This is a genomic window from Dongia sp., assembly GCF_041905885.1.
Lineage (GTDB): Bacteria > Pseudomonadota > Alphaproteobacteria > Dongiales > Dongiaceae > Dongia.
In genome coordinates this window covers 12,327-25,604 of sequence record NZ_JAYRKD010000038.1, presented here as the reverse complement: position 1 = coordinate 25,604, position 13,278 = coordinate 12,327, and the positions used below count along the sequence as shown (strand labels likewise).

General features: G+C 66.2%; 14 protein-coding genes. 10 read left to right on the top strand and 4 right to left on the bottom strand.

The genetic code is table 11. The features are described from left to right. Positions 1–3: 3 nt before the first annotated feature. Both ACH2CY_RS25800 and ACH2CY_RS25795 read left to right on the top strand, forming a co-directional pair. The gene (locus ACH2CY_RS25800) at positions 4–1,035 is read left to right on the top strand and encodes a phosphotransferase family protein (RefSeq protein WP_395022745.1); all 1,032 of its coding nucleotides are present in this window, start codon (positions 4–6) and stop codon (positions 1,033–1,035) included. A 3-nt stretch (positions 1,036–1,038) separates the two neighbouring features. Then, positions 1,039–1,431 (top strand): DUF6285 domain-containing protein, encoded by a 393-nt coding sequence (locus tag ACH2CY_RS25795; RefSeq protein ID WP_395022744.1) that lies wholly within the window; start codon positions 1,039–1,041, stop codon positions 1,429–1,431. Positions 1,432–1,434: 3 nt separating this feature from the next. Here the strand turns inward: ACH2CY_RS25795 and ACH2CY_RS25790 are convergent, their stop codons facing one another. Both ACH2CY_RS25790 and ACH2CY_RS25785 read right to left on the bottom strand, forming a co-directional pair. Continuing rightward, a complete protein-coding gene (locus ACH2CY_RS25790; protein WP_395022743.1) occupies positions 1,435–2,586 on the bottom strand; it encodes a helix-turn-helix transcriptional regulator in 1,152 nt (383 codons plus the stop codon). A 54-nt stretch (positions 2,587–2,640) separates the two neighbouring features. Beyond that, positions 2,641–3,822: a thermonuclease family protein gene (locus ACH2CY_RS25785; protein ID WP_395022742.1), complete on the bottom strand. Its 1,182-nt coding sequence runs from the start codon at positions 3,820–3,822 to the stop codon at positions 2,641–2,643. A gap of 195 nt (positions 3,823–4,017) precedes the next feature. Between ACH2CY_RS25785 and ACH2CY_RS25780 the strand changes: the two genes are divergently transcribed. From ACH2CY_RS25780 to ACH2CY_RS25760, 5 genes are read left to right on the top strand one after another with little or no spacing between them, the layout of a single operon-like run. Beyond that, positions 4,018–5,676, top strand: a complete 1,659-nt coding sequence (locus ACH2CY_RS25780; protein ID WP_395022741.1) for a phytoene desaturase family protein — start codon at positions 4,018–4,020, stop codon at positions 5,674–5,676. Continuing rightward, positions 5,673–7,250, top strand: a complete 1,578-nt coding sequence (locus tag ACH2CY_RS25775) for a phytoene desaturase family protein (RefSeq protein ID WP_395022739.1) — start codon at positions 5,673–5,675, stop codon at positions 7,248–7,250. The genes ACH2CY_RS25780 and ACH2CY_RS25775 overlap by 4 nt, the downstream gene beginning before the upstream one ends. After that, positions 7,247–8,434, top strand: a complete 1,188-nt coding sequence (locus ACH2CY_RS25770) for an aminomethyltransferase family protein (protein WP_395022738.1) — start codon at positions 7,247–7,249, stop codon at positions 8,432–8,434. The genes ACH2CY_RS25775 and ACH2CY_RS25770 overlap by 4 nt, the downstream gene beginning before the upstream one ends. 10 nt (positions 8,435–8,444) lie before the next feature. Beyond that, the gene (betI, locus tag ACH2CY_RS25765) at positions 8,445–9,086 is read left to right on the top strand and encodes a transcriptional regulator BetI (protein ID WP_395022737.1); all 642 of its coding nucleotides are present in this window, start codon (positions 8,445–8,447) and stop codon (positions 9,084–9,086) included. Continuing rightward, a complete protein-coding gene (locus ACH2CY_RS25760) occupies positions 9,083–9,505 on the top strand; it encodes a GFA family protein (RefSeq protein ID WP_395022735.1) in 423 nt (140 codons plus the stop codon). Before betI ends, ACH2CY_RS25760 begins: the two co-directional genes overlap by 4 nt. 2 nt (positions 9,506–9,507) lie before the next feature. Here ACH2CY_RS25760 and ACH2CY_RS25755 read toward each other — a convergent pair whose 3' ends face one another. Further along, positions 9,508–9,945, bottom strand: coding sequence for an EamA family transporter (locus ACH2CY_RS25755; protein ID WP_395022734.1), 438 nt, complete (start codon positions 9,943–9,945; stop codon positions 9,508–9,510). Positions 9,946–10,083: 138 nt separating this feature from the next. Between ACH2CY_RS25755 and ACH2CY_RS25750 the strand changes: the two genes are divergently transcribed. Beyond that, positions 10,084–10,566: an SRPBCC family protein gene (locus ACH2CY_RS25750; RefSeq protein ID WP_395022733.1), complete on the top strand. Its 483-nt coding sequence runs from the start codon at positions 10,084–10,086 to the stop codon at positions 10,564–10,566. Here ACH2CY_RS25750 and ACH2CY_RS25745 read toward each other — a convergent pair whose 3' ends face one another. Further along, on the bottom strand, positions 10,567–11,268 hold the full coding sequence (locus ACH2CY_RS25745) for a helix-turn-helix transcriptional regulator (RefSeq protein ID WP_395022732.1): 702 nt from the start codon (positions 11,266–11,268) through the stop codon (positions 10,567–10,569). Between the two features lie 140 nt (positions 11,269–11,408). Here ACH2CY_RS25745 and ACH2CY_RS25740 point away from each other — a divergent pair, with 140 nt between their 5' ends. Both ACH2CY_RS25740 and ACH2CY_RS25735 read left to right on the top strand, forming a co-directional pair. Next, positions 11,409–12,161 carry a glutathione S-transferase family protein gene (locus tag ACH2CY_RS25740; protein WP_395022731.1) on the top strand — a complete coding sequence of 251 codons (753 nt, stop codon included), beginning with the start codon at positions 11,409–11,411 and terminating at the stop codon, positions 12,159–12,161. A 70-nt stretch (positions 12,162–12,231) separates the two neighbouring features. Beyond that, positions 12,232–13,278, top strand: coding sequence for a cupin domain-containing protein (locus ACH2CY_RS25735; protein WP_395022729.1), 1,047 nt, complete (start codon positions 12,232–12,234; stop codon positions 13,276–13,278).

The window sequence follows — 13,278 nt, the reverse complement described above, 5'->3', positions numbered from 1 at the left end:
CGCGTGAGCCTTGCCGCGCAATCCCAAGCCGTCGCCGACTTCATCGCCCAGGCGGCCGGCGCGAAGAGCGCGACCGTTACCATCCTGAATCGTCTCGGCGGCGGTGCGATCCAGGAGAACTGGGCGCTCGACATCGACGTCGCCGACGGACCGCAGGCCGGCCGCTACGAAGCGGTGCTGCGCAGCGACGCCGTCTCCGGGATCGCCGAGAGCTGGCCGCGGGGCAAGGAATTCGCGCTGATCGCCGCGGCCCATGCTGCAGGCGTGACCGTGCCACAACCGCTCTGGCTGGAGCCCAGCGGCAGCATCATTGGCCGGCCCTTCTACGTGATGCGCCGGGTGAACGGCCTGGCGCAGGGCCGCCGCCTGCTGCGCAGCCTGGAAGGCGAGGCCGGCGATCAGCTGGCGACGCGGCTCGGTGCCGAGCTCGCCAAGCTGCACCGCATCCGTCCCGCCACCGCGCCGGAATCGCTCGCCTTCCTGCCTAAGGCCGGCGCCGATCTGATCCCGCGCCGCGCCGCGCATTATCGGAAATGCCTCGATGCGCTGCTCGAGCCGCAGCCGGTGCTGGAATGGGCGATCAACCGGATGGAAGACCTGGCGCCACCGATCGAGACCGTCGCGCTGGCGCATCGCGATTTCCGCACCGGTAATTACATGGCCGATGACGGACAGCTCACCGCCATCCTCGACTTCGAGTTCTCCGGCTGGAGCGACCCTTACGAGGATCTTGGCTGGTTCTGCGCCCGCTGCTGGCGCTTCGGCGCGGTCGATCGCGAGGCCGGCGGCATCGGCACGCGCGAGGCTTTCTATGCCGGCTATGAGAGCGGCACCGGTCAGCCGGTCGACGACGCGCGTGTCCGCTACTGGGAGGCGGTGGCGCCGATCCGCTGGGCGATCATCGCACTCCAGCAGGGCGAGCGGCATGCCTCGGGCCAGGAGCCGTCGCTCGACCTGGCGCTGACCGGCTTGCGCGCGATCGAATGCGATTACGATCTCCTGGCCGAACTGCCCAAGCTGAAGAAAGGCGCTTAGACCATGCTGCCGCGACCCGGAGCCGCCGATCTGCTGAAGCTGGCCGAGCAGGGCCTGCAGGACCACCTCGTCGGCACTTTGACCGGCGAGGCAAAGTACCACACGTTGATGGCGTTGCGCGCCATCGCCATCGCCAAGGCCGAGCTGGAAGAGGGGCCTGCCGCGGATGCCGCCGAGCTGAAACGGATCCAGGCGCTCTATCCGGAGCCGGTTGGTGATCTCGCCGCTGCGCGCAAGCGCCTGGCTGCCGACATCCGCGCCCGCCGCTTCCAGCCCGGCACGCCGCGCGAGGTGCGTCTCCTGGATGCGCTCACCGCCACCACGGCCACGCGGCTCCGCGCGGTCAACATCAAATACATGGTAAGGCGCGGCCGGGGCGCCGAGAGCGCGGTCTAGCGCTTACTGCCCCAGCACACCCAGCCGGCTGATGATCGCGCTGATCTCGGCCTGATGCGACACGTCCATCTTGCGGTGGATGCTCTTCATCTGGGTGCGGATGGTCTGCGGCGAGAGTGAAAACTCCGCGGCGATCTCCGGCGCGGTGGAATCGCCATGCGCGAGACGCCGCGCCAGGCGTGCCTCCGCGGTGGTCAAGCCGAACAACGCCTTCAGCGCCTCGATCGCCGGCGCGGCGTTGCGCTCCGGGTCGTCGATCAGGATCATCGCGCCGCCCGCGCCGCCGAGCCCGGCATGCTGCGCTTCCGGCAGCGGCGCCACCAGCACCTTCAGCGGTGGGCCGTCGCTGCGCCCGACCCGTAGGGCATTGCCGGCGCCGTTCGGCTCGAGGCCGGTCCGCCGCGCCGCCGTTGAAATCATCCGGCGCAGCCCGTGCTGCTGGTTGGGATCGTTCACCGTCAGCGTGTCCAGGCCGTCGAGCACGATGCCGTCGCCGCGCTGCAGGATCTCCTCGGCTATGCGATTGGCGATCCTGACCTTGCCCTCGGGTGAACAGACCACGACCCCGATCGACAGCGCATTGAGGCTGGCCCGGGCATGGGCGAGGTCGAGCTGCAGCCGCCGCAGGTGATGCGTCAGCTGCAGCGAGCGCCGGAGATGCGGCAGCAGGGTGTCGAGCCCGGCGGCCTCGCTCTCGCTGTAATGCCGGTCCTGCTTGTTGCGGAGCACGCCCAGCATGCCGATCTGGCCGTCGCTCAGCGGGATCGCGGCGCCGAGGCACCAGAAGAAGCTTGAGTTCGGCTGGACGAAGTCGTTGTAGATCTCCGAATGCTCCCAGACGTCGGGCGTCACCAGGCGGTGCATCAGCAGTGCCCGGTTGCCGCGTTCCGGCGTCGCCATCTGGGCCCAGAGATCATGCCGCACATAATGCTCGGCGTAGGCCGCCATATTCAGGCCTTCGCAGCCGGGCGTCGCCAGCAGCTGCGAGCGGCCGACCCGCATGTCGGCGATTTGCAGCAGGCAGCCTTTCGCATCCAGGATTTGCATGAACTGCCGGCCGACGGCGGACCAGGCCTCGCTGCTCTGGTCATAGGCCGCGTCATAGAACAGGCCGATCGCCTGCTCGAATGCGCCCTGGTTGCCCATCCCCGACATCGCCAATCCCCGTCAAACCCGACTCGGAATGATCCGGGCGGAAGGGCCTCAACGTCAATGGGCTGCGGGATCTGGCTTGCTATTCGCCGGCCCGGATGGTGCAGGTGAAGCAGCGGCTGCAGGCGTCGGCGTTGTCGCCGGCGCGGGCTTGGGCTGGTCCGGAGCCGCTTCGGCGTGCCGTTCGATGCCGATCGACGCCTCGATCGCGGTGACGGCGGCGGTGCCATACTCGACCAGGGTATTCAGCGCGGCGGTCAATGTATTGGCGGGCACGGCGCTGGCGACAGATAGCTTTCGGACCGCATCCTCATATTGGGCGTGGAAGCGGAGCAGGGGAACCGTCGCCTCGACCGGCAGCAGATGCAGCCGCGCCGGATTGGCGCTCCAGAATGTGGTGCTCGGCAAAGCCAGCGCGGCGCTGGCCGCGCCAGGGATCGGCCGCTCCGCCGGATGGGTGGAGATCTGCTCGACCAGCCGCCGTGCCGTCGCCAACACGATCTCGACCTCGGCGGCCATGGCGAAGGAGAGCGTGGTGCGTTGCTCCTCGCGCCGCTTGCCGCGTTCGACGCGGTCGCGGCGCGCGACCGAAAGCCGGGTGATGGAGACCGTGAAGATCGCCAGGATCAGCAACGCGAAGCCGGCATAATGCAGGACCCGCGCCTTGGTGCGCTCCTGCGCCGCCGCTTGGGGATCGGCGGCCGGCGCCGGTGGCTGCCAGAGGCCGGCATCCTGCTGCCGCGCCTGGGCCTCGGCGGCGTCGTATTTCTCGGCGAAGGCCTGCTGCTCGCTGTCATTGAAGTTGCCGCTGCGATAGACCGCGGCCAGCCCGCGCGCGACCAGCTCCAGCGCAGGATCCTTGCCGCCGACCTCGCATTGCGCGATCGCGTCGCCCTCCGGCGTCTTATCGAAGACCTTGCAGGTCACTCGCGCGCCGCCGATCAACCCATCGAGCGCGACCCGCGCCTCGGGCCCCATGCGCGCGGACATGTCCGGCGCCGCGATTCCATAGAGCCGGACCCGCGAATCGCCGACCCGGATCTCGTCGCCATCGACGGCCTGCGCGGTGCCTTCCAGCTTGGTTGGACCGGGCGGGACCAGCGCCTCCGCATCCACCTTCGGGACCGGCACGGCGGGCGGAGCGGGGGCCTCGCCCTTGGTCGTCTTGGCAAAGGCGGGTGCTGAAAGGAGTAGCGCAACAACAACGGCTTGCAGCGCGACAATAAGGTTCTTTGGCAAGACTCGAATCCCCCTGGGCGGGCCTTTCAGAAGGGCTAGACCCCCATGGTTAACGTGTCAAACGGCAATTGGGTTGCCGGTCCTGCAGGCCGGCGGTCCGTCTGGACAGGCTCGCCCAGCCTGGCTATATTTTGAATGAACATTCAAATAGTAGCCAATCAATTTAATCAATGACTGGGACCACCGGGGCGGCAAATGGCTGAAAGCTACGATGTGATTGTGATCGGCGGCGGGCATAACGGGCTCACCACCGCCGCCTATCTCGCCAAGGGCGGCGAGAAGGACGGCAAGAACAAGCTCAAGGTCCTGGTGCTCGAACGCTACAAGAAGGTCGGCGGCGCGGCGATGTCCGAGGAGATCTATCCCGGCTTCACCTATTCGACCTGCTCCTATGTCTGCTCGTTGCTGCGGCCGGAGATCTTCCGCTTCCTCGACCTGCCCCGGCACGGGCTGCAGGTCATCCCCTACGAGATCAACTCCTCGCCGAATCCAGAAGGCGAGGGGATCATCACCTACAAGGACCACGACCGCACCCGGGAGAGTCTGCGCCGGCATTCGATCAAGGATGCCGAGGCCTATGACCACTACGCCGCCGAGATCAGCCGGCAATGCCGCTTCATCAAGCCGCTGCTGATGCTGACGCCGCCGGACCCGACCCAGCTCAATCCCTTCGCCCAGAACCGGATCAATCCCTGGGGCAAGCGCGAGGACTTGGACGGTCTCCTGAAGATCGCCGCGGAGTTCAGCCGCATGGGCGAGAAGGAGATGTACGAGATCATCCGCTTCTGGACCATGTCGATCGGCGACTTCCTCGACGAGTATTTCGAGAACCCGCGCTGGAAGGGCTTCTCGGCCGCCTCGTCCATCATCGGCACGGCTTTGGGTCCGTACTCGCCGGGCACCGCCTACGTGCTGCTGCACCACTATATGGGCGAAGTCGATGGCCAGATCGGCGCCTGGGGCTTCGCCCGCGGCGGCATGGGCTCGGTCTCCAAAGCCATCGCCTCCGCCGCGACCGAGGCGGGCGTCGAGATCCGCACCAATGCCGAAGTCGCCAAGGTCATCGTGAAAGGCGGCCGCGCGGTCGGCGTGGCGCTGACCAGCGGCGAGGAGATTTACGCCAAGGCGGTGACCTCCAACCTCGACCCCAAGCGCACATACCTCAAGCTGATCGAAAAGTCGGATCTCGATGCGATCGATCCCGACATCCACGCCTACGCCAAGAACTTCAAGATCCGCGGCTCCTCCGGCAAGCTCAACATCGCGCTGGACGGGCTGCCGCAATTCGCCGGCTGCCCGAAGGAAAGCGCCTGGGGAACGATCGATATCGGCGGTGACTTCGACTACATCGAGCACGCTTTCGACGACTACAAATACGGCTCCTGGTCGAAGCGGCCCTTCCTCGACATCGTGATCCCGACCACGGTCGATCCGACCATGGCCCCGCCCGGCAAGCATTTCATGTCGGTCTTCGTGCAATACGTCCCCTATAAGCTCGCCGAGAGCGAATGGACGCCGCAGATGAAGGCGGCCTTCGAGAAGGACGTGCTCGACACCATCGAGATGAACGCGCCGGGTTTCCGCAATCTCATCCTGCACTGCCAGACCCGCACGCCCTGGGACATCGAGAACGAAGTGGGCCTGACCGAAGGCAATATCTTTCAGGGCGAGCTTACCCTCGACCAGCTCCTCTTCAACCGCCCGTTCCCCGGTCTCGGCCAGTATCGCGGGCCGTTCGACGGCTTCTACATGTGCGGCTCCGGCACCCATCCCGGCGGCGGCGTCATGGGCGCTCCCGGCGCCAACGCGGCGCGCGAGATGCTGAAGGACTTCAAGCACGGGGTGATCCGATGAGCGGCAGGATTTACGATGTCGCCATCATCGGCGCCGGCCATAACGGCCTCGTTGCCGCAACCTATCTGGCGAAGGCCGGGCAGAAGGTGATCGTGCTTGAAGCCAGCGATCGCATCGGTGGTGCAGCGGTGACGCGCGAGTTCGCCCCGGGTTTCAAGGTCTCCGGGGTCGCGCATATCCTGCATGCGCTGCACCCGAAGGTCGTTCGCGATCTCGGCCTGAAGCTCGATCACACCGCGATCGGCACCTCGGTGCTGCTGCCGGAGTCCAAGAGCATCGAGATCTCGAGCGATGCCGCCGCCACCGCGGCCTCGATCGCCGCGGTGAGCAAGGCCGATGCAGAGGCCTGGCCGCGGGTCACGGCGCGCCTCAACAAGATCGCCGGTGCGCTCGGCACCTTTCTCTCTCGAACACCGCCGAGCCCGGCGATCAGCGCCAACGATTTCCAGACCAAGCTGGCGCTGGCGATGTTCGCGCTCCAGGTGCGCATGCTCGGCAAGAAGGACATGCTGGAGCTGACCCGTATTCTCACGATGAACGTGGCCGACCTCGCCAACGATTTCTTCGAGAGTGATGCGATCAAGGGTTTGCTGAGCCTCGACGCCACGCTCGGCGTCTATCTCGGGCCCCGTTCGCCGAACACAGTCTTCAATCTGCTCTATCGCCAGTCTTCCTACGGCAAGCACGGCATGGGCGGCCTCTATCTGCCGAAGGGCGGCATGGGCACCGTCGCCAAGGCGCTGGAAGATGCCGCGGGCAGGGCCGGCGTCGAGATCCGCACGCAGGCGGCGGTCGATCATATCCTGCTGGAGAAGGAGATCGCGACCGGCGTGGTGCTGAAGGGCGGCGAGGAGGTTCGTGCCGCGAATGTCGCGTCGAGTGCCGATCCGCAGACCACGCTGCTGAAGCTGGTCCAGCCGGGCAATCTCGACACCGAGTTCATGAAGCGCATCCGGCACCTGCGCATGAACGGCTGCGTCGCCAAGGTGCATTTGGCGCTCGACGGCCTGCCTGATGCCTGGAAGACCCGCAGCGGCCGCATGGTCGTGGCACCGAAGATCGACTATGTCGAGCGCGCCTTCGACTGCGCGAAATATGGCCGGGTCGCCGACAAGCCGGCGCTGGAAGTGACGCTTCCCACGCTCACCGATCCCAGTCTCGCACCGAGCGGCAAGCACGTCGCCTCGATCCTGTTCCAGTATGCGCCGTACAAGCTGCGCGAGACCGCGCCGGATGAGGCACGCCGCCAGGTGCTGGAGCGCACGATCGACACGCTCGACGTTTTGGCGCCGGGATTGCGCACCCGCGTCGTCGGCTCCGAGGTGCTGACGCCGCACGATCTCGAGGCGCAATTCGGCCTCGCCGGCGGCCAGTGGCACCAGGGCGAAGTCACCCTCGACCAGATGTTCTTCCTCCGCCCGGCCGGCCAGTACCAGCAATACAGGATGCCGATCCCGGGTCTCTGGCTCTGCGGTGCCGGGGCGCATCCCGGCGGCAATGTCTCCGGTGCCGCCGGTGCCAACGCGGCGCGCGAGATCCTCAAATCCCTGAAGACGCGGAGGGCCGCGGCATGACCCACGTCCAGCACCTGAGGCCCTTCCTCAAGAAGACGCCGTTCCATGAGCCGATGGAAGCGCTGATGCACGGCAACGGCTGGATCCGTTGGATGGGCACCTACTCGCCGGCTTTCTTCGATTCCGTTTCGGCCGAATACTTCGCTGTCCGGACCGGTTGCACGCTCTACGACGTCTCGCCGCTGATCAAGTATTCGGTCCGTGGCGCCGATGCGGCGCGGTTCATGAACTTCCTGCTGACTCGCGACATCACCAAGGTCAGGCCGATGCAGGCGGCCTACACCGCCTGGTGCGACGACGACGGCAAGATGATCGAGGAGGGGACGATCTTCCGCCTCGGCGAGAATGACTTCATCCTGAACGCGGCACTGCACCAGCTCCATTGGCTGCATGAAAGCGCCTATGGCTTCAATGTCGAGATCGAGGAGGTCTCGGACCGCTTCTGCGGCTTGGCGCTGCAAGGCCCGACCTCGCGCGATCTCCTGAAAGTCATGGGCGTCGGCGGCATCGAGAGCCTGCCGCATTTCGGCATCATGGAAACCACGGTCGATAATCACTGGCTGCGCATCGACCGCGCCGGTTTCACCGGCGATCTCGGCTACGAGCTCTGGGTGAAGCCGGAGAGCGCGCCATGGCTCTGGGACCGGCTGATGAAGCTCGGCGATCCCTTCAAGATCGCGCCGATCGGCAGCCAGGCCCTCGACATGGTGCGGATCGAGGCGGGCTTCATCCTGGTCGATGCCGACTATATCGGCGCCATGCATGCGATCCGCCCAACCCAGCGCGAAAGCCCGATCGAGGCCGGGATCGGCTGGGCGGTCGGCCTGAAGAAAGAGGCCTATTTCGTCGGCAAGAGGGCGCTGCAGCAGGAGAAGGCCAAGGTCAGCTCCCGGCACATCCTGATGGGGATCGAGGTCGAGGGCCGGAAGCCCGCCATCGGCGGGTCCTTTCTCTATGCCGACAAAGCCGCCAAGCAGGAAATCGGCCTCACCACCTCCGGGATGTGGTCGCCGATCTTGAAGAAGAGCATCGCCTTTGCCAGAGTGCCACCAGCCTATGCGAAACCGGGCACCGAGATCTGGACCGAGATCTGGTACCCGAAGGAAAAGAAGATCGAGCGCCTGATGGCCCGCTGCACGGTGACCAACCGCATGTTCTTCGACCCGCCGCGCAAGAAGGCGTGAGGGCGGCGGCTTGAGCACCTTCAAGCGCAAGCGCCGCGCCCTCGGCCAGAATCCGGCGATCCGGGCCACCCGCCGCAAGGAGCTGATCGAAGCGGCGATCCATGTCATCGCCCAGCACGGCTACGCCGGCTGCACCGTCGGCAAGGTCGCAAAGCGGGCGGGCGCCTCACAAGGGTTGATGAACTTCCACTTCAAGTCCATCGACCTGCTGTTGGAAGCCGCGTTCAATCACCTCGCCGACGAGTTCGACCAGGCCTGGAAGGCGCGCGTCGCCGAGGCGGGGCCGGAGCCCTGGGACCGCATCACCGCGATGGTCGATGCCTATTTCGGCGCCGAGGTGTTCACCGCCGAGAAGCTGGCGGTCTGGTTCACCTTCTGGGTCGATTCCGGCCTGCGCGACCGGTTCCGCAGCGCCGCGGTTAGGGTCGAGCGCCGCTATCACCGCGACCTCGAGGCGGAGATGCTGCGGATCGTCCCGTCGAAGAAGGAGGCCGCGGCCTTGATCGGCATGCTGAGCGCGCTGGTCGATGGCTACTGGCTGCAGGCCTTGCTCTACCCGAAGACCTTCAAGTCGCGACATGCCGTGCAATCCTGTTTGACCTGGCTGCGCCAGGCGGTCGAGAATGCGCCCAAACCGGGGAGAAACGCATGAGCACGCTTCCGTCCGCCACCGGCCAATGCCTCTGCGGCGCTGTCAGCTTCACCGCGACCGAAGTCGATACGCATATGCATGTCTGCCATTGCGGCATGTGCCGCCGCCACGCAGGCGGGCCGACCATGTCGGTCCATGTCGGCGGCATCACCTTCAAGGGCGACGGCGATATCCTGCGCTACAGGTCCTCGGACTTCGCCGAGCGCGGCAGCTGCAAGAAATGCGGCAGCCATCTCTTCTATCACCTGTTCCAGCCCGACATGTACATCATGAGCATCGGTGCTTTCGACGACCAGGCGAAGTTCGAGATGGGCGGCGAGATCTACATCGACGCGAAGCCCCAGGGCTACGCCTTCGCCGGCGACCACAGCCGCGAGACCGAGCACGAGTTCCTGAAGCGGATCGGCGTGATCCAGTAAGGTCAGGCCTCCAGCGCAATCAGCACCGCGCCGCCCGCGATCAGGGCGATGCCGAGCCAGCCGAGGCCGCTCAGCCGTTCGCCGAGGAAGACCACGCCGAACAGCGCGACCAGCACCACCGAGAGCTTGTCGATGGGCGCCACCTGGGCCGCCTGGCCGATCTTCAACGCCCGGAAATAGCAGAGCCAGGAGGCGCCGGTCGCGAGACCCGACAGGATCAGGAACATATAGGTCTTGCCCGAGACGCTGCCGAAGGGCTGCCATTCGCCGCCGAGCGTCAGGATCGCCGCGAGGACGGCCAGGATCACCACGGTGCGGATGAAGGTGGCAAAATCCGAATTGATGTTCTCGACGCCGACCTTGGCGAAGATCGCGGTCAGCGCGGCGAAGGCGGCGGAGAGCAGGGCCCAGAACGGCCAGGCCGAAAGCAGGGTTTTCATCTGAGGTTCCCCGGTTCATCAAGACCGGCATCAGCCTAAGCCGCGTCAAACCAAAGTCCAATATGCCCTGCTTCTTTTCTTCCTATGGTGGAGGCAATGCCGACGCGCAATTCGGCAATTGGGAGGAGAAGGGGAATCATGAAATCGCGTATCACGCTGACCGCGACGACGCTGTTCGCGGTCGCCGCCTTTGGGAGTTCCGCCATGGCCTTGGACGTGAAGAAGAGTCTCGACGTCGCCGCCGCGCCCGACGCGGTCTGGCAGGCGATCGGCGATTTCTGCGGCATCGGGTCGTGGCATCCGGCGGTCGAGAAATGCGAGCTGCAGCAGAAGGACGGCAAGACCTTCCGCCTGCTTTCCCTCAAGGGCGGCGGCTCGATCCTGGAAGAGCAGTCGGCCTGGGACGACGCGGCGCATTCCTACGGCTACACCATCGTCGAGAGCCCGCTGCCGGTGCAGAATTATGCATCGACCATCTCCGTCGCGGCCAACGGCAGCGGCTCGACCATCACCTGGGTCGGCAAGTTCGACGCCAAGGACGCGCCGGACGACAAGGCGATGGAAGTGATCGGCGGCATCTACGACGCCGGCCTGGCCGGGATCGCGGAGAAGGCGAAGTAGTCAGGCCTTCGCCGGCACCTTGTCCCGCAGGGTTGCGCGCCACCGGGCGCGCAGCACCGCGGGGCGTTCCGGATAGCGCTCGTCGAGGAACTCCGCCGTGGTGATGCGGTCGGTGCGGAAGTGGCGGAAATCCTGCCGCATCTCGCACCAGCCGACCATCATGCGCACGGTCTCGAGATAGCCGATCGCGATCGGCCAGACCTTGCGCGCCGTCTCCTCGCCCTTCTCGTCGCGATAGCCGAGCTGGATCTTGCGGCTGGCGTGGATCGCGCGCCGCACCTCGACCATGTCGATCATGTCCGGCGGGATCGGCAGCCGGTCGCTGCGGGTGCGCGTCGAGGGATCAAGCACCAAAGGCCGGAGGCGCTCCGGCACGGCGGCCGCGATCTTCGCCACCAGGTCCTCCGCGGCGCGGACCAGTCCGGGATCGCCCCGCGCCATCACCCATTGCGCGCCCAGGACCGCGGCCTCGATCTCCTCCGGGGTCAGCATCAGGGGCGGCAGGTCGAAGCCGGAATCCAGCACATAGCCCATCCCGGCCTCGCCGCGGATCGGCACCCGTTGCGCCATCAAGGTGGCGATGTCGCGATAGACCGAGCGCTTGGAAGTCTCGAGTTCTTCGGCGATCGCCTCGGCCGTGATCGGCTTCCGGGCGCGCCGCAATATCTGGATGATCTGAAACAGCCGGTCCGCTTTCCGCACCTGACACCTCCTGATGACAGCATGCTGCCAGATCGCTCCTGACAGCATGGTGGCAGCAGGGTTCCGTGCTGCTGACAGCAGGCTGGCAACAGGGGGCGGCTATTTCAGGGGTCAGGCAACCCCCGCGAAGGAGACCCGCAATGATCACCCTCTATGGTTTCGGCCCCTATCTCGGCATGCCGGACGGCAGCCCCTTCGTCATGAAAGGCGAGATCCTGCTGCGCATGGCGGGCCTCGCTTACAGCAAGAGCATCGCCGGTCCCGACCAGGGGCCGAAGGGCAAGCTGCCCTATATCGACGATGACGGGGAGATCGTCGCCGATACCAGCTTCATCCGCGCCCATGTCGCGCGCAAATACGGCTTCGACTTCGACCGCGGCCTCGATGCGGTCGAGCGGGCCGAGGCCTGGGCGGTCGAGCGCATGATCGAGGATCATCTTTACTGGTGCTGCCTGCATATGCGCTGGGGCATCGAGGAGAACTTCAACAACGGCCCGGCGCATTTCTTCGACAATGCCCCCGAAGCGATCCGCGACAAGATCCGGCAGGGCGCGCGCGCCAAGGTGCTGGGCTATCTGCAGGCCCAGGGCATGGGCCGGCACGCGCCGGAGCAGATCGCCGCGCTCGGCGGCCGCACCCTGGAGGCGCTGTCTGCTCTGCTCGGCAAGCGCGCCTGGCTGATGGGCGACCAGCCCTGCGGCACCGACGCGGCGATGACCGGCATGCTGGCGACGCTGCTCAACGGCGCGCTGGACTCGCCGCTGCGCCAGATCGGCCTGGCGCATGCCAATCTCGCCGGTTACATCGACCGCGCGGTGCCGCATTTCTTCCCGGAGCATGACTGGGCGCCGGTCGCGCGCAAGGCGGAGTCCGCTGCGCTGGCTTTTGCATGAGGCATTGAACCGGGCGCAGGCTCCGGCCAAACTCCGGCTCCCCCGGAGCGAAGCGGAGCCTGCCATTCCCATGTTGTCCGAGAATCCATCCGAGAGACCGATCAAGCCGATCCGCAGCGACGACGTGCCCTGGACGGCGTTCGACGACGTGCCGAACTTCAACATCCGCTACAAGCATCTCACCCTGGCGGCGGTCGGAGAGGGTTATCACGTCGGCGTCGCGATCGAGGAACTGCCCGCCGGGATGCGGACCGCACCGGCGCATTATCATTTCATCGAGGAGGAGCATGTCTTCATCCTTGAAGGCGCGTTGACCTTGCGTCTCGGCGCCGAGACCCACCGCATGCAGGCCGGCGACTATGTCTGCTTCCCCGCCGGGCAGAAGGCGGGGCATACGCTGATCAACGAGGGCGACCGGCCCTGCCGCTATGTCATCGTCGGCGAGAACAGCCCGAACGAGGTCGTGGTCTATACCGACACCAACAAGGTGTTGGTCCGCCCGCTTGGCCGCCGCGCGTTGCTCGACCTCGCCGCCACCCGCAACTACTGGGACGGCGAGGATACCGGCCTGCCGGCGGGCGAGCGGCCGCCCGCCGACGCCAAGGTCGAAGCCGAGGATCCGGACCTCTCGCCGAAGCCGCCAATCGCTTCGGATTCCGTGGCCTGGGAAGAGAGCTTGACCGCCGAGAAGTTCGGCGGTCGAACCAGGCACCTGACCTATGCGGCGGTCGGCGGGGATTACCATGTCGGCATGGCGATCGAATCCCCGGCGCCGGGGAAACGGCTCTTCCCGCGCCACTATCACATGCTGGAGGAGGAGCAGGCGATCGTCCTGGAAGGCGAGGTCACCTTGCTGCTTACCAGCGCGGAGAACGGCGACGAGCGCCACGTGATGAAGCCCGGCGACTATGTCTGCTTCCCGGCGGGAAGGAAGGTCGCCCACTCCTTTCTCAACAGCGGCAGCGGCCCTTGTCGCTATCTGATCATCGGCGAGCGCAAGCCCGCCGATGTCTGCGTCTATCCCGATTCCAACAAGCTCGCGGTCCCGGGGCTCGACGAGCGCCAGCACGTCTTCGACAAGGCCGCGACGCGCCGCTACTGGGACGGTGAGGCCTGA